Source organism: Microcystis aeruginosa NIES-843 (genome assembly GCF_000010625.1).
Taxonomy (GTDB): Bacteria; Cyanobacteriota; Cyanobacteriia; order Cyanobacteriales; family Microcystaceae; genus Microcystis; species Microcystis aeruginosa.
The window spans coordinates 2,285,202-2,304,658 of the sequence record NC_010296.1 but is presented as its reverse complement, the minus strand read 5'-3'; the positions used below and the strand labels follow the sequence as shown (position 1 = coordinate 2,304,658).

The following is a 19,457-nucleotide window of genomic DNA, read 5'->3' as shown; positions in this document are numbered from 1 at the left end:
CACTCCTTCAATACTATTACCACTATTTCGGGGTCGCTGCTCGATTTTTTCCCGACAAAAAAGGGATTTTTAGCGGGTGGTTGATCGTACACTGAAAGAGAGAACTATTTTGGCTATCTAGATCACCGACGGTCAAAATTCCCTTGACTGAATCGGTGATGGGCAGAGATTGTAACAAAAATTATCGATTGCTTGACAAAAAACTCCGATTATGCTATCAACTGAACCTAAAATCAACAATTCCGGACAAAAATATTTAGCCTATCAAGATTGTCTATCCCCGAATCAAACCCTGTTCCCCCTGACAGCCAAGGTTAATAACCGCGATTGTCTAGAAATCGGTGGTTGTGATGTCACCACCCTAGTGGAACGTTTCGGTTCACCCTTGTATATTGTCGATGAAGTCACCCTCCGCACTGCCTGTCGTCAATACCTGCAAGGTTTCCAGACTCATTATCCCGGAGAATCTAGGGTAATTTATGCCTCGAAAGCGTGGAATTGCCTGGCCCTATCGGCCGTGGTCGCTAGGGAGGGATTAGGTTTTGATGTGGTGTCGGCCGGAGAAATTCACACGGTGTTAACCGCTTTAGACCAGATCAAGAAAACCGATGTGCCGATATACTTTCATGGTAATAACAAATCGATCGCCGAGTTAGAGTATGCGATCGAGCATAACTGCATTATTATCGTTGATAACTGGCTAGAGTTAGAAAATCTGGTTAAATTAGGCGAAAATCGTCCTGATACCCCTATTCCGATCCTGTTGCGGTTAACCCCCGGTATCGAGTGCCACACCCACGAATATATTCGCACGGGTCACTTAGACAGTAAATTTGGTTTTGACCCCCATCAAATCGAAGCGGTATTTGACTATGTTTTAGCTCATCCGCTGCTGAATTGTCTGGGTTTACACGCTCACATCGGTTCCCAGATTTTTGAACGTCAACCCCACCAAGACTTAGCCGCTGTGCTGGCAGATTGGTTTAAATTAGGTTTAGAACGGGGTTTACCCCTAGAGCAATTAAATGTGGGTGGTGGTTTAGGGATTCGCTACCTCGAAAGTGATGACCCCCCAAGTATCGAGGAATGGGTGCAAGCAGTGTCCTTAGCAGTGGCCAAAGCTTGTCAGGAAAGAGGTATCGCTTATCCGCTGCTCATTGCCGAACCGGGACGCTCTCTGATTGCCACCGCTTGCGTAACGGCCTATACAGTGGGTAATCGCAAGGAAATCCCCGAAATCCGCACCTATATCGCCGTTGATGGCGGAATGTCTGATAATCCCCGACCGATTACCTATCAATCGGTTTACCGGGCCGTGGTCGCCAATAAAATGAGTCAAGAATGTCAGGAAGTGGTGACAATAGCTGGAAAGCATTGTGAATCTGGCGATATTCTAATTAAGGATATTACGCTACCGAAAACCAACCCGGGGGATATTTTAGTGGTTTTAGCCACGGGGGCCTATAACTACAGCATGGCTTCTAATTACAACCGCTTACCCCGTCCGGCGGCGGTAATTGTCCAAAATGGAGAAGCTAATCTGATCCTTGAACGGGAAAATCTGGCGGATTTGCTGCGTCAAGACCGCTTACCCAATCGACTCTCCTTGATATAAACCTCATCGCTATCGTCCCCCATGTCGGGTTTTTTTCTGGACCCTCGCCGGTTATTGTCCTGGATTCTCAGCCATGGTCTGTCAGTCCTAGACTTTGGGTTAGTTCTCCTCCTTACCTATATGCTGCTGCTAATTATCGGCGAGCGGCGTACCTTTTGGATGGTGCGAGGACTAATCTACTTAATGCTGGCCTCGGTGATTAGCGATGCCCTAGGATTGCGCTTGCTGGGGTTAGTCCTAGAAAAATTGATTTTGGGGGCAGCAGTGGCGATTGCTGTGATTTTTCAGTCGGAATTCCGCCGTTTTTTAGAATTATTGGGCAAAGGTCAAGTGTGGGAATTATTTAAAAAAAGTTCCCCCACTCCCAAGACCGATAATGTCATTGATGAGTTAGTGGACGCGGTGAAGGATCTATCTCAAAATCGCACCGGTGCGCTGATGGTATTAGAAACCAGTGGCAATCTCGACACCAAAGTGTTTGTCAATCCGGGGGTGACGCTCAATGGCCAAGTATCTAAGGAATTAATTCAAACTATTTTTCAAACTAAAACTTTACTGCACGATGGGGCCGTATTTATTCGGGGCGATCGAGTGGTGGCCGCGGGTGTTATTCTACCCTTATCGGAGCGCAGTACCTCTAGGCAATTAGGCACCCGTCATCGGGCGGCCATGGGCATTACCGAAAGGCTAGATAATTGTATCTGTATTGTGGTTTCTGAGGAAACCGGCTCGATTTCCCTCGCGTCGGGGGGTAATTTGGATCGGCCTTTAACCAGTAGTAAACTAAAAGAGCTTCTCGAAGCGAAGTTTTCTCCGTCGGGAGAGGGGGAAGTGGTCGCACCGAGTTGGGGACGTTTAGGGCGTACAATTGGCTTAAAAGGTCGTCTAATCTTAGAAAAATTCTCCCGTTCGCCCAGAGCAACCCCCAAAGATAGAAAATGACTCTTAAACCGAGCTTGTCACCAGAATTACCTACGGATTTAGATAAAAACCGTTTGCCTCAGCACGTCGCAGTGATTATGGATGGGAACGGTCGTTGGGCGAAAAATCGTGGTTTACCGCGGATTATGGGCCATCAACGGGGAGTAGATGCACTAAAAGACTTGCTGCGCTGTTGTCGTGACTGGGGGATTCCCGCTTTAACCGCTTATGCTTTTTCTACAGAAAATTGGGGTCGTCCCCTCGAGGAAGTAGAGTTTTTAATGACTCTATTCGAGCGGGTTTTGCGGCGCGAATTAGAAGAAATGATGCAGCAAAATGTCAAAATTCGCTTTATTGGTAATTTATCAGCCTTGCCAGAGTCTTTAAGACGGGAAATTGCTAAATCTCAAGCAGAAACTAGCAAAAATTCCGGTATTCAATTTACGGTGGCTACTAATTATGGTGGCCGAGAGGAGATCGTGCAAGCTTGTCAGGCGATCGCTCGTCAGGTGCAACAGGGTTTAGTCTCCCCGGAAGCGATCGATGAATCTCTCTTTGAACAGTATCTTTATACTGCCGGGATTCCTAACCCAGACCTGTTAATTCGCAGTAGTGGGGAAATGCGAATTAGTAATTTTTTACTCTGGCAAATGGCCTACGCGGAAATCTACGTTACTGACACCCTCTGGCCCGATTTCGATCGAGTGCAATTTCACCGCGCTTTAAAAGATTATCAGGGTCGTCATCGTCGTTTTGGCAAATTATAAGGGCTGCAGCCCAAATTTAGCGAAATAGCCACTGTGGGGCAGTTAAAGGACAATTTTTGATTTTTACAAGAGGTCTGATCACTTTTAATCTTAAACTCCCTGGGGCAACGGTTAAACCGGGACGGGGGTCGTTTGTGATCTTCTCGATTTCCCCAATACGGTAATCCGTAAATCGGCTGGAGCTAGACTTTTTCCCAGGCTAAAATAAAATAGGGGAGAGAATAACTATCGACGATAAGCAGTTTTAAGATTATGGGATTCTTTGACTCAGAAGTGGTTCAACAGGAAGCTAGACAGCTATTTGAAGATTACCAGTCTCTCACACAACTAGGCAGCGAGTACGGTAAATTCGATCGAGAGGGTAAAATAATCTTTATCGATAGGATGGAGGAGTTAATGGAACGCTACAAGATATTTATGAAGCGTTTTGAGTTATCTGAGGATTTTTCCGCCCAAATGACCGTAGAACAGCTAAAAACCCAATTAGGTCAATTTGGTATGACTCCCCAAATGATGTTCGACCAAATGCAGCAAACCCTTGAACGGATGAAGGCAGAGATTCGCTAAAATTGCCGATATTTATCGGGTATTGGCTGCCTTTTGCCCGATAATGTCCTCTCCAGATTACTGCTCGGAAAATTGGGGTTTCTGCGGTTTTTTGAGAACAATGATCTAATAATTTTAAGTAGGTTAACTGATGAACTCCAGGCCAGATTCACAAGAGAATATTGAGCCACCTCAGTATAGTGAAAAAACTAACCGCATTCAGGCAATCAGTCAACTGATTAAGGCAATAACCCCGTTAATTTGGGCTATAGTTGTTCTAGTGGTTATCTTGCCTCTTTTAGGGAAAATTTGGCTAGGAACTGCCGGCAATGAACCGTTAAAAACTAGGGTTGCTACCGAAACTAACCTAGAGATTCCCATCACTATACCCGAAAAATCTAACAGTCAAATCGATCGGGAGATTAGCCAAGCTTTACAGACAGCGAGAGCAAATTCTCAAAGCTTCGCCCTAGGAGAAATTGAGGGATGGGTGGAGGAGTTGATGACACGAGTAGATCAGGGTTTTCTGCCTTGGTATTTTAACTATTTCAATCAAAAACAATTTGAGGGCAAGGCCTTTTTAAGCGGATTATACTCCTCGATCGCTCACTGGGTCAATACAGATAATCCACTCCCGGAACAGGTGGTGGCAGAAAATTTGACCAAAACTATTCAAACCGAGTTTACTAAACGGGTAATTCGTCCCCAAGAGGCTCAATTGCGTCTAGAGAGAATTACTAGGGATGCTGTTAATTTATATGTCAATAATTTAAGCAATGAATTGGCAAATATACAGGCTAGTTATCAAATTCCCCAAGGCAAATGGGACCGTTATCTTAGTGATATAGCCGTAACAATTAAAGATACCGAGGGCAATATTTCTAACACATCAATTAAACTTTTAGTCGGTGGCACCACTGCTTTAGGAGTTAAATCTCTGGTCCCAGTGATGAAAGTGGGCAGTACAGTTTATTTGTCCCTAGCGGGAAAAACGGGGGCGAAAATTGCCACTAAAACCGGTGGGGCAGTAGCGAGTAGTTTTGGGGCAGAATTAATCGATCCAATCGTGGGAATTGGTTTGATAGTTTGGGATTTATGGGACTATCAGCACCGGGTAAACATTGAAAAACCGATTCTGCGGGATGCCATTTTTAATTATTTACAAGAAGTCAAATACGATCTGGTCAATAATCATCAAGGTAGCGTCCTTTCATCTATTTATCAAATTGAAGCCACTGTCAATAAATCCTTAGTGAGAACCTAAGTAGGGTTGGCTGAAAAAGTTTGTTGGTTGGGTTAGGAGTCAGGAGTACAATTGCATGAATGGGGCTATTATATAGAAATATATTTATGAATCTATTCTTTCTATTAAGAGTAAATTAGATACTGGAGTAAAGTTGAAAAAAAACTGAGAAAATACACAAAATCCAGATACGCTAAAAAAGTATCTCTTCACTTTCAAAGGGTTATGAACACAAGTTTAGATAGTTTAAAAATGAAACGTAGAGTAATACTAAATCCGGTTATTAAAGACTGATTATTTATTCTCCCTTTTGCATGAGTGCCTCTCCTGATATGTAGCCTATACTCAACGGATTTAGTATGAGGTGGCTTTACCGATTGTGGAATCAATTTGAAAATGGCTTATTTCGTTTTTGTAAATATAATATTCGAGACCTAATTTTTTTGATTGATTTATTAATAACTTTAATTTATATTCCCTTTCTTGTTGTTTTTTTACCTATTAGTATAGTCGTTGCTATTTGGGAAGAAATGACTGAGGACAAAGATTAAAAGGAGTATCCCCCATTTCTTGTTATCAAATGGCCTTAGCTCATCATAAAGGTCAAAGGTATTAAAGGTGTAAAGGTTACTGCCAACCGCGCAAATTAAAATAACCCACACAAAAATCAGCCCCTTTTCTGTAAAATTGGCAATAAATGGGACTCAATATTATCAAAAATGCGCGGCATATTTTTAATCCGTAGGGTGCGCTCTTCGATAGCGTAACGCACCGACAATTGTGGTGGGTGATTTTGGTTATGGTGGTGGGTTACGCGTTGCTAACCCACCCTACTGGACTGTTTCAACTAAAATAGGGCAATAGATTTCGGCTTAAAATCTTAGATTATAGAATTTATAGCATTTTTCTAATACACCAAATTAGCTGAAACAGTCCACTACTGATTTACTTAGGGTTAGCTGAATAAATCTAAAAACCTTGTTGGGTAAGACTTTTAGACTTTTTGTCAATCAAAAAGTACCAGATATGGGAGTGGTCGGGGGGAAAATCCCTGGACTTTTTCCCTGAAAATTAGGTAATTTACCCGATGAAAATGGGTAAAACCCCACACCCCACACCCTACACCCTACACCCTGCCCCTAGGAAAAACTTTTTCAGCAGACCCTACTTAATCCAAACAGTTTTAACGTTGACAAATTCGCGAATACCTTCGACACTTAATTCCCGTCCAAAACCAGAACGTTTAATACCCCCAAAGGGCAAGCGAGGATCGGATTTAACCATACCGTTAATAAACACACAACCGGCCTCAATTTCGGTAATTAAACGCTCAATTTCTGCGGGGTTATTCGTCCAAGCACTAGAACCTAAACCAAAGGGACTATCATTAGCTAAAGCGATCGCTTCATCGATATTTTTGACTCGAAATAGTAAAGCCACCGGTCCAAAAAATTCCTCTTTTTCCCCCGGAGAACCGACAGGAATATCGGTTAAAATCGTTGGTAGATAAAAGTTACCTTTTCCCTCTAAACGTTGACCCCCCACAAGGACTTTACCACCCATAGCGACGGTTTTTTCGACTTGATGGGCAATTTCCGAGACGATCGATACCGTGGCCAAAGGACCGATATCAACAGTTTCATCGAGGGGATCACCCACTCTTAAAGCTTGGAATTTCGCCACTAATAACTGTTCAAATTGATCGGCGACAGTTTCCATAACAATAAACCGTTTAGCGGCGATACAAGTCTGACCATTATTTAACAATCGCGCCGTCACTGCCGTAGCCGCTGCCGCCTCGATATCGGCAGTATCTAAAACGATAAAAGGATCACTACCTCCCAACTCCAAAACCACTTTTTTGATCTGTTTTCCCGCGGCGGCTGCTAAACTCATCCCCGCCGGTTCACTACCGGTTAAAGTGGCGGCTTTTACCCGTTCATCGTTAATTAAATCACTAACGCGATCGGCCCCGATCAAAAGAGTTTGAAAAGCACCTTCGGGAAAACCGGCTTCTAATAAAATTCTTTCCACCGCTAAAGCTGATTGGGGGACATTAGAAGCGTGTTTGAGTAGGCCGACATTTCCCGCCATTAAAGCGGGGGCAGCAAAGCGAAATACTTGCCATAAAGGGAAATTCCAGGGCATAACCGCTAAAATTACCCCTAACGGTTGATAACGGACAAAACTGCGACTAGCATCGGTGGCAATCAGCACATCTTCCAGATAACCGGCGGCATTATCGGCATAAAAACGACAAACCAAGGCACATTTGAGGACTTCCGCGATCGCTGATTTGATTGGTTTCCCCATTTCTAAAGTCATGGTTTTAGCCAATGCTACTTGATCCCGTTCCAAAATATCCGCCGCTTGCCGTAACCACTGTCCCCGTTCACTGATGGCGGTCCGGCGATACTGCTGAAAAGTGGCCTCAGCTAGGGCCAATTTCGCCGCCAATTCCTCCGAGGTTAGAGGGGTAAAAGTCTTGAGAATTTCTCCAGTGGCAGGGTTAACTGAAGCGATACCCATATCCCAATTGTCTCCTATCGAGCGCTATATCTCTAGTTTAGTTCTCCGGCTGTCCCGCTGCTGACATAATTCGATCGCTAATTGGATCGCCGCTTGCATACTCTGGGGTCTAGCGATGCCAAGACCGGCGATATCAAAAGCCGTCCCGTGGTCTGGAGAGGTGCGAACAAAAGGCAAACCGATGGTAGTATTAACAGCACAGTCAAAAGCCATTAATTTCACGGGAATTAAGCCCTGATCGTGGTATAATGCCAGATATGCGTCGGCGGGTTGCCCTTGACCGCTAAACCAAGCGCGCCCCGGTTCCACCCAAAGCGTATCGGGGGGGACAAGGCCGATTAATTGGGTTTGCGGGTATTTTTGCCCCATTGACTCTAGCCAAGGCTGTAACCAGTCCTTTTCTTCCCTTCCCAGTTTTCCCGCTTCGCCACTGTGGGGATTAAGGCCGGATATGGCGATTTTTGGGCGATCGATGCCGAAATCTAGCTTTAAAGACTCGATCAATAGATCTAGTTTTCGGGTCATCAGATCGGGGTTAAGGGCATCGGGAACTTCTCGCAGGGGGATGTGGGTAGTGGCGAGGAGAGTGCGTAAGTTATAGCCGGTGTGAGGGGATTTAGCGACGAATAGCATCCCATAACGGTTAATTCCCGCCATGGTAGCCAAAACCTCCGTTTGACCGGGGAAATCATAACCAGCCAACTGCCAACAGGATTTAGCGATCGGACCGGTGACAATACCGTCAAATTCGCCCTTGAGGGTGCGTTTTATGGCTTCTTGCAGGTAAAGAAAGCTAATTTCACCACTGTGGGCATCCCCACGCCCGCAAACGATTTTTTCTTGATTGTAGGGCAAATCGATCAGAGAAAAGCGATCGAGAAGATGGGGATCGTGATAGGCTTTTTCGAGAAGCGTTCTTGTGCCGATTAGAGTAATCTGACAACTGCACGAGATTGGGGAATCGGCGATCGCTTTTAACACCACTTCAGGGCCGATCCCGGCGGGATCACCGACGGGGATAACTAGACGGGGAATAAAAGAGGCGGATTCCATAAATTTTGGCCGTCAAGATGGCTAATTCTCCCGATTAATCTGATCGTTGACAATCATCAGGAGGGAATAAATCAGTAAACAATCTTCAGTTTACTGTAATCTCATGGCGATAGATAGTAACTTTAGGCAAATTAAATTTTTTAACTTCTCTGTTTTCTGATTGCCCAAATTAGCCAGATTGTTGTAAGCTTATGACCCAACTACAACCCGATATATTCGTCAACAATCGTCCCGATACCGATGGAGACGAGGAAGAAGACTACTTCGATTATTTTTATGATGAACCGGGTAGTGAACCAGGGACATTAATTATCGAACCGGATGCCAAACCCTCGCGGATTATTTTAATCGACTACGATGAAGATAACGCCATTCGCAAGGTGGATATTACTCCCAATGCTTGCGCCCCCTATATTGGCACAAATACCGTGTCTTGGATGGATATTCAAGGGTTAGGTAGTGAGACGGTTTTAAAACAGGTGGGAGAAATTTTTAATCTGCATCCTTTGTTATTAGAAGATGTGGTTAATGTGCCGCAGCGACCGAAGTTAGAGGACTATAACAATCAATTGTTAGTGATTTCTCAGATGGTGCGACTGAAAGAAGATGAAAGCGGTTTTGATACGGAACAGGTGAGTTTTGTCTTGGGAAAACGCTATCTTTTAAGTTTTCAAGAGGAGGAATTACAGGACTGTTTTGAGATAGTGAGAGATCGAATTCGCACTTCCCAGGGACGAGTACGGAAATCGGGGGCGGATTATTTAACCTATTTATTATTAGACACGATTATCGATGGTTATTTTCCCGTGGTAGAACACTACGAAGATCGGATTGAAGCGTTGGAAGATATGATCATTAGTAATCCCGATCGAGATACAATGCAGGAAATCTATGATGTCCGTCGGGAATTATTGGCACTGCGTCGCTTAATTTGGCCGATGCGAAATGTCCTACATCTACTCATGCGTGACCATCATGGTATAGTCAGCGATGAAGTACAAATTTATTTTCGGGATTCCTACGACCACGTCATTCAAATTCTGGAAATTATCGAAGCTTATCGAGAATTAGCGGCGAGTTTGATGGATGTTTATATGTCCACTATGGGCAATAAATTAAACGAAATTATGAAGTTTTTAACCGTAATTTCGACGATTTTTATTCCCTTAACTTTTATCGTTGGTGTCTATGGCATGAACTTCGAGAATATGCCAGAATTAAAAGGAGAATGGAGTTATTTCATGGTCTGGTTAGTCATGTTAGCCGTAGCGGGAGGCTTGATTTTCTACTTCTGGCGCAAAGGTTGGTTTAAACCAATTTATTCCCTTAAAGAGGAAGCAAAAAGTTAGTTAACGAAGGCAGGAGACAGGAGTCAGGAGTCAGGAGGCAGGAGTCAGGAGTCAGGAGACAGGAGATTATTTTTATTTATTCTTCCCACACCCCACACCCCACACCCCACACCCCACACCCCACACCCCAAAACCCCAACACCCCAAAACCCCAACACCCCACACCCCACACCCCACACCCTGCCCCGACGACAAACTTTTTCAGCCAACCCTAATTATTCGACCACAAATGCGAGGATTTGGCCTTGGTAACTGCCGAAGCGAATCTGTAAACCGGACTCTAGGGGAACTTCTTGGTTATGTACCTGCTTCCACTGGCCATCTTGGTAGATAAAAGTACCAAAACGGGAGAAATCTTCGAGAAAGTATTGATAGTCTGAATCATCGGGTTTTTTACGGCAAATGATCCGACAATGGTTTTTACTAACCCATTTTTCAGTAATCTGTAGATCATTTTCCATGTCCCGTCCTATATTCATGCCACCACCACGGATTGACCATTTTCTTTCGGGACGATCGAGATAGTATAAGAAAGCGGCGGGCATGGTTCCGGAGACATTGGGCATAACCGTCGGTGATTGAGTCTCATCAAGGGTTTGCAGCAATTGCCCGTCGAATTCCGGGTGCATATAGAGAATCGGCAAAGTCCAAGCGGGTTGATTGTACTTGTAGAGGGTTAATAATTGCTGCCTGGCGATACGAACGGCCTGATCAATAGGGACTCTTGGAGCGGGAAACAACTTGGACATCTGCGCTTCTTTGTCTTTGAACCCGAAGAGGGTGCGGGTAAAAACTTCGATAAAACTCAAGGCCTCTCGATCAGCGATCGCATCTCGCATGGCCAAAACTGCGGGAACGCCATGGTGAATCAAGACTTCCGCCAGACTGCTGCGGGGAATCATCTCCTGACCCGATTTAGCGGGATAAGCACCCCAGCAAGCATTAAAAACGGTTAAAATGACTTGATTTCTCACCAAAGCTTGGGCCAACTCCGTCCCGTTTAGCTGTTCCCCTGTCCGCAGAAATAGGGAACCGCCATTGGGGGCGGCGATTCCGTGGCCAGCGTAGAAAAAAGCTTGATATTTACCCGTATCCAAGGCCTCGGTCAGTTCTTTCGCCCCCGGTCGAATTAGGGTATCGACTTTGATTTTCACTCCCAAATTCTCAGGGGGGGAACCACTGGGGGAGATGGCCCGGATAAGATTGGCGGCTTCGGATTCCAGTGCCTGGTCGGGATTAGTTTCTCCACCGGTATTAATGGCGGTGAGGTTGAGGGAACTAGCGGCGGTTTTAATCTGTTTTTCGCCGATAACTAAGAGAATATTGAGACTATTACTCGGTTTTATCGGTGGTAGTGGTTCCACATCGCTGGTGGTCCGGCTAAAGAGTATATTCGGATGCAGAGATATGGCCTGTTTACCTGCTTGCTGCATAATTTCCCAGGGCAGCAGAATTAAATGGGGATTGCGACATTCCAAGCGAATTCGCAGGGGCTGATTTTTGCCGAGGGCGATTCCCTGACTTTGGGCGAAACTTTGACCAATTGATGCTTGAAATAACCATTGCCAGAGACTAATACCTAGTTTCTGCATTAATTGACCGCCATAACTGCCGCCTTCTCCCGAAAGAGTCAGTTTAGGTCGAGAATTTGCTTCTAATTGCTCTAACATCGGCAAGGTCGGCATTTTTTGCAGACAGAACATTTCCTGCCATGCCATCCATTCCGTGGTTAGACTCTCGGTCCATTCACAGTCATGATGCACATATCCCCCCGGTAGGGGTGCTTTCGTCACCCAACGGGCGAAATTATTACTCGTGGCTAAACTAGAGATGGCTAAATTTAGACTAGGGATGGCATCATCGGTCATTGTGGTTCTTGAGAAGTCTATAGAATCTTATTCTAGAGGATTTCTGAAAGGTAAGGAAGAGTATTAAGTAGCTGGTTATAATTAAATCAAAAATAGATTTTAGGTTCGATCCCCCCTGCCCCCCTTGATCTATCCATTAGTCGGATCTTTCTTAACAAAAAGAGAAGAAACTTAAAAAAAGGGGAAACGATTGATAGGTATAGTTTTGAAAGAAGGAATTAAGGTGGAGGTAAGCAAAAAAATGGAGAAATGGGCAGCCCAAGAATTACAGTATGCAGACCTAGGGGACACCAGAAGAAAGAAAAGGTTAATCAGTATCGTAGAAAACTTGGCCAGCCAACCTAGTACAAGTGTGCCACAAGCCTCGGGAAATCTAGCCGCAGCGAGTGCCACCTACGACTTTTGGAATTCCCCCTATTTTCACCCGTCAGATATAATTGCCGCCCAAGCTAAAAGTACAGTAGAAAGAATCAAAGAACATCCAATAGTTTTGGCAGTGCAAGACACAACAAGTTTAGACTTTACGACCCAAAAAGCCAAAAAAGGAATGGGTTATCTAGATTATAAAAAATCCTTTGGTCTCAAAGTTCATACCACATTAGGAGTGTCAGCGCAAGGAATACCTTTAGGACTGATTAATCAATATGTCTGGGCAAGAGAAGAAAAGAATTTAGGGATTGCCAAGCAAAGAAAAAAAAGAGAAACCGAAGAAAAAGAAAGTCAAAGATGGTTAGATTCTTTATCAGAAACACAACAACAAATACCCGAAGATATTCAAGTAGTAACAATCGGAGATTGTGAGGCAGACATATTTGATTTATTTGCCCAATCAAGAAGTCCTAACTCTCATTTATTAATCCGAGGAACTCATAACCGAAAAGTTAACTATCTCGAAGACAAGCAAAGGTCAGGGCATCCAGAGCCTAAATATTTACATCAATCCATCAGAGAAGTTAAAGCCTGTGGTAGCCTAGATGTGCAAGTAAAACGCAATCCTAATCACGAGGCTAGACTAGCTAAACTAACAGTTAGATTTGCCAGTTTTGAAATACAAGTACCTAAGCATCACTCGAAAGCGAACCCTCGTCAACCGGTCAAATTACAGGTAATTTTAGCTGAAGAAGAAAAGCCGCGTCCCGGAGTTAATCCTATCAGTTGGCTCCTCTTAACTAGCCTAGACATTAGTAGCTTTGAATCGGCGATAACCTGTGTGCGCTGGTATAGTTATCGCTGGTTAATAGAACGCTATCATTTTGTTTTAAAAAGTGGTTGTGGATTAGAAAAACTGCAATTAGAAACGGGTCGTAGAATTGAGATGGCCTTAGCTACCTATTCAATTGTAGCTTGGAGATTACTTTGGTTAACCTATCAAGCACGCTTACACGGAGAGGAGAGTTGTGAAAGTTTTTTGGAAGAACATGAATGGCAATCTTTGTGTGCCACTATTCATAAAAAGAGTCCGCCACCTGAAAAGCCGCCCTCCTTTCGAGAAGCGGTCAGAATGATTGCTTCTCTTGGGGGGTTTTTAGGTAGAAAAGGTGACGGTGAACCAGGTGTTAAAACTATTTGGTTGGGACTGCGAAGGTTACATGATATCAGCCAGACTTGGAAACTATCTCATCAAATTAGTCCCCCCATAGAACCCCCTTGAGCCATCTTGCACACTTTTCTCTTTTTGTCAAATTTTATGTTAAGAAAGATGTGACTAATGGATAGCTTGATAAGGGGGGTGCCGATAGGCGGGGGGATCTGAAAGTTTTTAATACCTACCTACTTAAGTCACCAATAAACAACAAAGTTCAATAATTTTGGTTTGCAAAGTTGCCAAAGGTTCTGCACCCCGCTTGAGACGATATTCTAATTCCAGAAGTATGGGCAAGGTGGCGAGAAGTTGCTTAGAAGAAAAGGATTGTATCTCTTTGCGAATGAAATACAGTCGCTTGGGATTGGCAATTTCGGCGGCGGCGGCGATATTTTTCTCGTCTTTTTCTCCTTCTTCAATTTTTAATTTCACTATTGCCCAAGTGCGAAATTGACCCCCTAGGGTGGCGGTGATAGCCAAGGGGTTCTCGTTACGATTTAATAATTCATTGACTAATTCGAGGGCCTTGCCTGTCTCCCGTTTTAAAATCGCACTGGCTAACTGTAGGCTGCTTTGATTGCTGGCGTTGACTAAGCTTAAAATGTCCTTTTTGTCAATAGTTCCCGCCGAATTATTTTTAAATAAACGCAGTTTTTCTAACTCCATCCACAGCAAGCGGCTGTTATTTCCCACCGCTTCCGCTAAGAGTTCGATCGCATCGGGAGTTAATTTTACTCCCACTTCTTTGGCAATTTCCCTAACTCTTTGGGCAATTTCCTCGACTTTCCAAGGCGGAATTAGTTCAAATTCTTTAACCTCCGCCTGATTTTGGATAAACTTGCTCGATTTTAAGCGGGAGTCGGGTTTTTTGGCACTGGTTAATAACAGATAGGAATTTTCGGGTAAATTGGGCAAAGTGCGCTGTAATTCCTTGAAAATATCCTCGGAACATTGTTGACAAATAACCGTATCAGCTAACCAAACCAAACGATTTCCCATGCCGAAAACTGGAGTCATCGCTTGATTGAGGGCCTCGATAATTGCCTCATTGCGATCACCATTAATTTTATCATAATTGAACTGTATCCAATTGGGATCGAGAAGTTTTACTTGCAGATTTTTCACCGCTTGGTTAATAGCAAATTCATCTTCTCCCCAATAAAATATTGTCGGCATGAGTTTCTAATTATAGCAGTTAAGTAGGTAGGTGTTAAAAGTTGTCAGACACCCCTCTGATCAAGGGGGGACTAAGGGGGAATCGGCACCCCCCTTATTAAGGGGGGCAGGGGGGATCAGAAGCGAAATTTATCTTCAATTTAATTATAACTACTTACTTATCTTGAGGTGTCACTATTACCCATTTTGCCAAATTTTTACATTTTTGTCAGCACTACCACTAATTAAATATTTCTCATCGGCACTAATTGCTAAAGATAACAGTTTGTCTGTGGGTTGATCAAGGGTTGCTAATTCCTCTTTGCTTGTTCAAGACCAAAACTTAATCGTTTGATCCGAAAGCTTGTTTAATCTGACCAGCACAAGCAGCAGAGGATAAACCCAGAATTTCCTAATGTTAACGATGGCTATTCATAAACAGAGGTAAAGAATATCTGACTCGATAATTTCCCAAATTAATCAAAAAATAGACTCGATCGACCCCAAATAACGCACAATAAAAAAGGAAATGTCAAAGGAGAATCGCAAATGTTGCCCTATATCCTAGCGGTCGTGGTGGGATTAAGTAGTCTCTACCTCCTCACCACCGCTTTTATCGCCCCTGATCGCCACCGTCAAGATGATTTTCTCTGGAGTGCGGTAGGATTATTCTATGCCCTTGTCCTCTGGTTGTGCGCGGGAAGGATTACAGGCGCTATCCTCCTGGGACAAGCTGCCGCAGCCATTTTATTTATTGCTTTCGCTTGGCAAACTCTCAAACTCAGACAAGCACTTTTTTATCCCGACAAACCGGTTAAATTATTTACTATTGTCGGTTGGTTAGGCAATCGTCTGGGGAAAGTTACTCCCTCTCAATCCCCTAAAACTAAAGCTAAAGCTGAGAAAGTAGCGGCAAAAGTTAAAGAAACGGTTAAAGAAACGGTGGACCCCGTTATAGAAAAAGCCGCGGCTATCGGGGAAACTATTACAGAATCAGTGACAGAAATTGCGGAAAAAGCTCAAGAAACGGTGGATCCCGTTATAGAAACAGCGGCGGCTATCGGGGAAACTATTACAGAATCAGTGACAGAAATTGGGGAAAAAGCCGCAGAAATTATTGATGATGGGGAAACTTTCGATGATTTCGATGATTTCGATGATTTTGATTTGGCAACGGAAGAGATCAACTCTTCCGAAAATCCCCCAGAAATTCCCCCGACTGAACCTGTCGCAAATGTTGAAGTCGAAACTATTGCTGTTAGCGAAACGGTGATTATTGAAGTTACCGAGGAAGATTTGCCCCCAGAAGAAACTATCGGAGAAGATACTCCCCCAGAAACTCGATCGCCAAGCGCAGAAAATCCCCCCTCATCGGATTAAGAATTAAGATTATTTAGCGGGTGGCTTAGGCAATAATTAATCAAGAAATTAACTAATTAATTTAACCTTTGCCCCCACCCAGTCAAACCAAGTTTAAAATGTGAATGGTTTTATTTTCCTAGTACACAGGGATAGAGCTTCTCGTTTTTCGGGACGATTCCCGAGATAATCTTCTAACCAAAGACAACCTCGATCGAGCAATTTTTGTAAATAATTATATTCCGTTTCTAAGGGCCATCGATGCTTTTGACCATCCCTAGCAATAATCACAATCTCTCGACTATCAGGACTAAAAGTGATCCCATAGACGATATCTTCTTCTATTTTAAACTCGGAGCGCAAATTTCCGTCCCTGTCCCAGCGTCTAGCTGTACCATCCCTTGAAATAGCGGCGATTTTTTCACCATCGGGACTAAAACTAACTCCATAAACGGGAAAAGAATCAGTTTTAATCTCCTCGAAAAGATTGCCCTGTAAATCCCAAATTTTAATCTTTCCCCGAGTAGCAGTAGCAATTTTTTGATGATCGGGAGAAAACACCAAATCATAGATAATATTATCATCGGCTGTCCAGGAATTAATTAATTGAGGCCGATAATTACTTAAATGCCAGTATTGAACTTTTCCCTCGCTTGTTCCCGTGATTATTGCTGTTCCCTCTCCATTAAAAGCAAGACTATAAATCGGTACTTGACTAGCAGTAAATTCTTGAAGCATTGTTCCTTTTTGACTCCAGATTTGTACTTTTCCATTTCTTCCTGTAATCGCCATCTGATTACTATCGGGATGAAAAGCTATACTATAGATTGAGCGCATTTTTGTGGCAAATTCTCTAATGTTTTTTCCCTGGGAATCGAGTAAAGTAATCTGACCATCTTTGTTAGCAATAGCGATAATATTGCCCTGGGAATTAATGCTAACACTGGTATTATCGACCCTAGCTTGATTTAAATTGTTCAGCTGCCAAATTTTAGCCGTTTCATCACTCGATCCAGTTACCACCTCTTTTCCATCTTGACTAAATACAGCAGTAAAAACCGATTCTTGATGTCCTCTAAGAGTAGTTATTTCTTCCCCTTGCAGTCCCCAAATTTTAGCACTACCGTCACTAGATGCAGTAATTATAAACTGTCCATCAGGACTAAAATTAACACTGTTGACAAAATCTTGATGTCCCCGGAAAGTAGCTATTAAATTTCCCTGTAAATCCCAGATTTTAGCAGTTTTATCGGCCGCTGCCCCGGCAATTTTTTGACCGTCGGGACTAAAATTAACACTATAAAAAGTCTCAATATTTTCTTGACCTAAACTCAAGATAATTTTACCTGATAAATCCCAGATTTTAATCGTACCATCCCGGGAAGCGGTGGCAATTTTTTGACCATCGGGACTAAAACTAGCTGCATCTATCGATCTTTTATGTCCCTTAAATACCTGTAAAGTTTGACCTGATAAATTCCATAATCTAGCGGTTTTATCCCTGGAAGTGGTGACAATTTTTTGACCATCGGGACTAAAACTAACACTATAAACTGATTCTTGATGGTCAGGATAGGTGACTAAATTTTGCCCTTGCAAGTTCCAAATTTTGGCGGTTTTATCTTCGGAAGCAGTGGCGATTTTTTGACCATCGGGACTAAAACTAACACTATAAACTGCTCCTTGATGACCTGTCAAAGTTTGAATATTCTCACCTTTTTGATTCCAAATTTTTACCGTCCCATCTTGAGAAGCAGTGGCAATTTTTTGACGATCAGGACTAATACTAACACTATAAATAGTCCCCCGGTGTCCTTGCAGTTGGTTTTTTTCTTGAATACGATCTAAAATTTGTTGCAGGGTAATAATTGGACTGGTAGCAGGATATTTACTCAAGGTTTGGTCATCAGTAACGATATTTTTTAAACTATTTACTGCTTGCATGGATGCAATTAAAGATTCTAATTGTTCAAATTGAAATTGTTGCCAATAACTATCACCATTGCGCTGTAATTGAATACCTAATTGAGCGCTTTCTACTTGCTTCCATGCTTGTTTTACCTGAATAAAGGCTAAGAGAGAACCCAAGAGAGAAGCAATTAAAATTACCGAGCCAATTTGAATTCTTTTCGTAGCTTTTTGGTGAGCGATTGCTAGAATTTTATTAGCTTGCTTCTGAGTTTCTAGGCTAATTTCTGCCTCTCTTTTATCGAGATTTTGACTAGCAGTTAAAAACTGATAATCAAGATTACTTAAGCTTTTCCCCTGAGACCAATCGAGGGCATTATTTAAAGCTTTTCCGCGTAAAAGCCGCGATTCATCGGTATAATTAGACTGTTGCCAGGCGGCAAGTGCTTCTGAGTAGGGACGCAATTGCTCTAATTGTTTTTCCACCCAATTGAGATTAAATATTTCTCGATAAATAGGATTATAAACTACTAATTGATTATCCTTTTTTACCACTAATCCCGATAACCTTAATTCCCCTTGTTCTGGACTATCATCGCACAGGATTGCACCTTTTTCTAAAATTTGTTGATAGATGCCTAACAAACGACCCGCTTTGTCTTGATTTCTTAACAAGCGATCGGCAATAGTTCGCAGATGAACTGGTTCATCATGAGATTCCCAATTATTAATAATTCTCTCTTTGATCAGCGTCTCAATATCTAAATTACTTTCCAGCAATAGCTGACAGATTTTCTGGGTTAAAAATGGCTGTCCTCCCGTCCAAAAAATAATTTTTTCTAAGCAGTCGGGTTGATAATTACTTTGACTGGATAATCCCGCAGCTAGAGGAGCAATTTCTGCAAGATTAAATCCCGTTAATTCGATCGCTTGGCCGATATTAAAAGATGTTTGGGTCTTTTCGCGAATTAAATCTGCTGGGGTAGCAACACCGAATAAAGCGAAAGTAATTCTTTCATACTGGGCATTTTCCGCTCTTTGGTTATAACAATAACGAATCAGGGAAAAAAAGTCATCTAGAGAAAACTGTAAACTGAGAATTTTATCGATCTCGTCGATAAAAATATATATTTTCTCTCCCCGACAATAAACTAATAAAATTTCCTCGATAAATTGTCCCAAACGCTGCACGGGAGGTAAATCCTCTCGCTCGCGCAACCAGGATTTAAGATTAATTTTTCCCGTCAGATTAAATCCTAAAAACAAACGGGTAATCACCCCGTTATACCATTGGGATAAATTATCATTACTGCCAAGACTGGTTATATCTACGGACGCGCAATCCATGCCCAATTGCTGTAAAATATGAGTCACTCGTACCCTTAAACTGGATTTACCCATCTGACGACAGTTAAAAACGTAGCAAAATTGACCATTTTTCAACGCCGTTAACAGTTCTCGATCGGCATTTCTCTCGATATAGGTAGGATGGTTATAGGCAAGACTACCCCCGACACGATATTGATAATTCATTATCCTTAAACAAAATTATTTCAATGTCA

At 42.9% G+C, this 19,457-nt stretch carries 15 protein-coding genes and 1 pseudogene; 8 read left to right on the top strand and 8 right to left on the bottom strand.

Annotated elements, in window-relative coordinates:
* Nucleotides 1-22 precede the first annotated feature (22 nt).
* The gene (locus MAE_RS33305; RefSeq protein WP_158303512.1) at nucleotides 23-178 is read right to left on the bottom strand and encodes a hypothetical protein; all 156 of its coding nucleotides are present in this window, start codon (nucleotides 176-178) and stop codon (nucleotides 23-25) included.
* 33 nt (nucleotides 179-211) lie between these two features.
* On the opposite strand from MAE_RS33305, the gene lysA reads away from it, so the two are divergent.
* From lysA to MAE_RS11080, 5 genes are all read left to right on the top strand, one after another.
* Nucleotides 212-1,615 carry a diaminopimelate decarboxylase gene (gene lysA, locus MAE_RS11100; protein WP_012265652.1) on the top strand — a complete coding sequence of 468 codons (1,404 nt, stop codon included), beginning with the start codon at nucleotides 212-214 and terminating at the stop codon, nucleotides 1,613-1,615.
* A gap of 21 nt (nucleotides 1,616-1,636) precedes the next feature.
* A complete protein-coding gene (cdaA, locus tag MAE_RS11095; protein ID WP_002799082.1) occupies nucleotides 1,637-2,557 on the top strand; it encodes a diadenylate cyclase CdaA in 921 nt (306 codons plus the stop codon).
* On the top strand, nucleotides 2,554-3,303 hold the full coding sequence (gene uppS / locus MAE_RS11090) for a polyprenyl diphosphate synthase (protein ID WP_002799081.1): 750 nt from the start codon (nucleotides 2,554-2,556) through the stop codon (nucleotides 3,301-3,303). Before cdaA ends, uppS begins: the two co-directional genes overlap by 4 nt.
* A gap of 252 nt (nucleotides 3,304-3,555) precedes the next feature.
* Nucleotides 3,556-3,870 (top strand): DUF1825 family protein, encoded by a 315-nt coding sequence (locus MAE_RS11085; RefSeq protein WP_002738222.1) that lies wholly within the window; start codon nucleotides 3,556-3,558, stop codon nucleotides 3,868-3,870.
* 130 nt (nucleotides 3,871-4,000) lie between these two features.
* A complete protein-coding gene (locus MAE_RS11080) occupies nucleotides 4,001-5,113 on the top strand; it encodes a hypothetical protein (protein ID WP_002799079.1) in 1,113 nt (370 codons plus the stop codon).
* A gap of 1,143 nt (nucleotides 5,114-6,256) precedes the next feature.
* Here the strand turns inward: MAE_RS11080 and MAE_RS11070 are convergent.
* On the bottom strand, nucleotides 6,257-7,621 hold the full coding sequence (locus MAE_RS11070; RefSeq protein ID WP_002799077.1) for an NAD-dependent succinate-semialdehyde dehydrogenase: 1,365 nt from the start codon (nucleotides 7,619-7,621) through the stop codon (nucleotides 6,257-6,259).
* A 24-nt stretch (nucleotides 7,622-7,645) separates the two neighbouring features.
* Entirely contained in the window at nucleotides 7,646-8,674 is a 1,029-nt protein-coding gene (gene pdxA / locus MAE_RS11065) for a 4-hydroxythreonine-4-phosphate dehydrogenase PdxA (protein WP_012265651.1), read from the bottom strand.
* Between the two features lie 191 nt (nucleotides 8,675-8,865).
* Here pdxA and corA point away from each other — a divergent pair, with 191 nt between their 5' ends.
* Nucleotides 8,866-10,023 carry a magnesium/cobalt transporter CorA gene (corA, locus tag MAE_RS11060; RefSeq protein ID WP_012265650.1) on the top strand — a complete coding sequence of 386 codons (1,158 nt, stop codon included), beginning with the start codon at nucleotides 8,866-8,868 and terminating at the stop codon, nucleotides 10,021-10,023.
* 44 nt (nucleotides 10,024-10,067) lie between these two features.
* Here the strand turns inward: corA and MAE_RS33300 are convergent, their stop codons facing one another.
* Entirely contained in the window at nucleotides 10,068-10,232 is a 165-nt protein-coding gene (locus MAE_RS33300) for a hypothetical protein (RefSeq protein ID WP_158303511.1), read from the bottom strand.
* 6 nt (nucleotides 10,233-10,238) lie between these two features.
* Nucleotides 10,239-11,891: a CHAT domain-containing protein gene (locus tag MAE_RS11055; RefSeq protein ID WP_012265649.1), complete on the bottom strand. Its 1,653-nt coding sequence runs from the start codon at nucleotides 11,889-11,891 to the stop codon at nucleotides 10,239-10,241.
* Nucleotides 11,892-12,132: 241 nt separating this feature from the next.
* On the opposite strand from MAE_RS11055, the gene MAE_RS11050 reads away from it, so the two are divergent.
* The gene (locus MAE_RS11050; protein ID WP_080507082.1) at nucleotides 12,133-13,542 is read left to right on the top strand and encodes an IS4-like element ISMae7 family transposase; all 1,410 of its coding nucleotides are present in this window, start codon (nucleotides 12,133-12,135) and stop codon (nucleotides 13,540-13,542) included.
* 123 nt (nucleotides 13,543-13,665) lie between these two features.
* Here MAE_RS11050 and holA read toward each other — a convergent pair whose 3' ends face one another.
* Nucleotides 13,666-14,649, bottom strand: coding sequence for a DNA polymerase III subunit delta (holA, locus tag MAE_RS11045; RefSeq protein WP_012265648.1), 984 nt, complete (start codon nucleotides 14,647-14,649; stop codon nucleotides 13,666-13,668).
* Between the two features lie 177 nt (nucleotides 14,650-14,826).
* Nucleotides 14,827-15,012: pseudogene (locus tag MAE_RS36055) on the bottom strand (WD40 repeat domain-containing protein).
* Nucleotides 15,013-15,177: 165 nt separating this feature from the next.
* Between MAE_RS36055 and MAE_RS11040 the strand changes: the two are divergent.
* Nucleotides 15,178-16,008, top strand: coding sequence for a Ycf66 family protein (locus MAE_RS11040; RefSeq protein WP_012265646.1), 831 nt, complete (start codon nucleotides 15,178-15,180; stop codon nucleotides 16,006-16,008).
* A 93-nt stretch (nucleotides 16,009-16,101) separates the two neighbouring features.
* On the opposite strand, the gene MAE_RS11035 is transcribed toward MAE_RS11040, so the two are convergent.
* The gene (locus MAE_RS11035; protein WP_012265645.1) at nucleotides 16,102-19,428 is read right to left on the bottom strand and encodes an AAA-like domain-containing protein; all 3,327 of its coding nucleotides are present in this window, start codon (nucleotides 19,426-19,428) and stop codon (nucleotides 16,102-16,104) included.
* Nucleotides 19,429-19,457 lie beyond the last annotated feature (29 nt).

Bases quoted from the DNA above. Each gene is read 5' to 3' on its own strand.
- MAE_RS11040 (WP_012265646.1), top strand. From the start codon at position 15,178: ATGTTGCCCTATATCCTAGCGGTCGTGGTGGGATTAAGTAGTCTCTAC.
- lysA (WP_012265652.1), top strand. From the start codon at position 212: ATGCTATCAACTGAACCTAAAATCAACAATTCCGGACAAAAATATTTA.
- MAE_RS11050 (WP_080507082.1), top strand. From the start codon at position 12,133: ATGGAGAAATGGGCAGCCCAAGAATTACAGTATGCAGACCTAGGGGAC.
- corA (WP_012265650.1), top strand. From the start codon at position 8,866: ATGACCCAACTACAACCCGATATATTCGTCAACAATCGTCCCGATACC.
- MAE_RS11070 (WP_002799077.1), bottom strand. From the start codon at position 7,621: ATGGGTATCGCTTCAGTTAACCCTGCCACTGGAGAAATTCTCAAGACT.
- MAE_RS11055 (WP_012265649.1), bottom strand. From the start codon at position 11,891: ATGACCGATGATGCCATCCCTAGTCTAAATTTAGCCATCTCTAGTTTA.
- cdaA (WP_002799082.1), top strand. From the start codon at position 1,637: ATGTCGGGTTTTTTTCTGGACCCTCGCCGGTTATTGTCCTGGATTCTC.
- MAE_RS11085 (WP_002738222.1), top strand. From the start codon at position 3,556: ATGGGATTCTTTGACTCAGAAGTGGTTCAACAGGAAGCTAGACAGCTA.
- uppS (WP_002799081.1), top strand. From the start codon at position 2,554: ATGACTCTTAAACCGAGCTTGTCACCAGAATTACCTACGGATTTAGAT.
- MAE_RS11035 (WP_012265645.1), bottom strand. From the start codon at position 19,428: ATGAATTATCAATATCGTGTCGGGGGTAGTCTTGCCTATAACCATCCT.
- holA (WP_012265648.1), bottom strand. From the start codon at position 14,649: ATGCCGACAATATTTTATTGGGGAGAAGATGAATTTGCTATTAACCAA.
- MAE_RS11080 (WP_002799079.1), top strand. From the start codon at position 4,001: ATGAACTCCAGGCCAGATTCACAAGAGAATATTGAGCCACCTCAGTAT.
- pdxA (WP_012265651.1), bottom strand. From the start codon at position 8,674: ATGGAATCCGCCTCTTTTATTCCCCGTCTAGTTATCCCCGTCGGTGAT.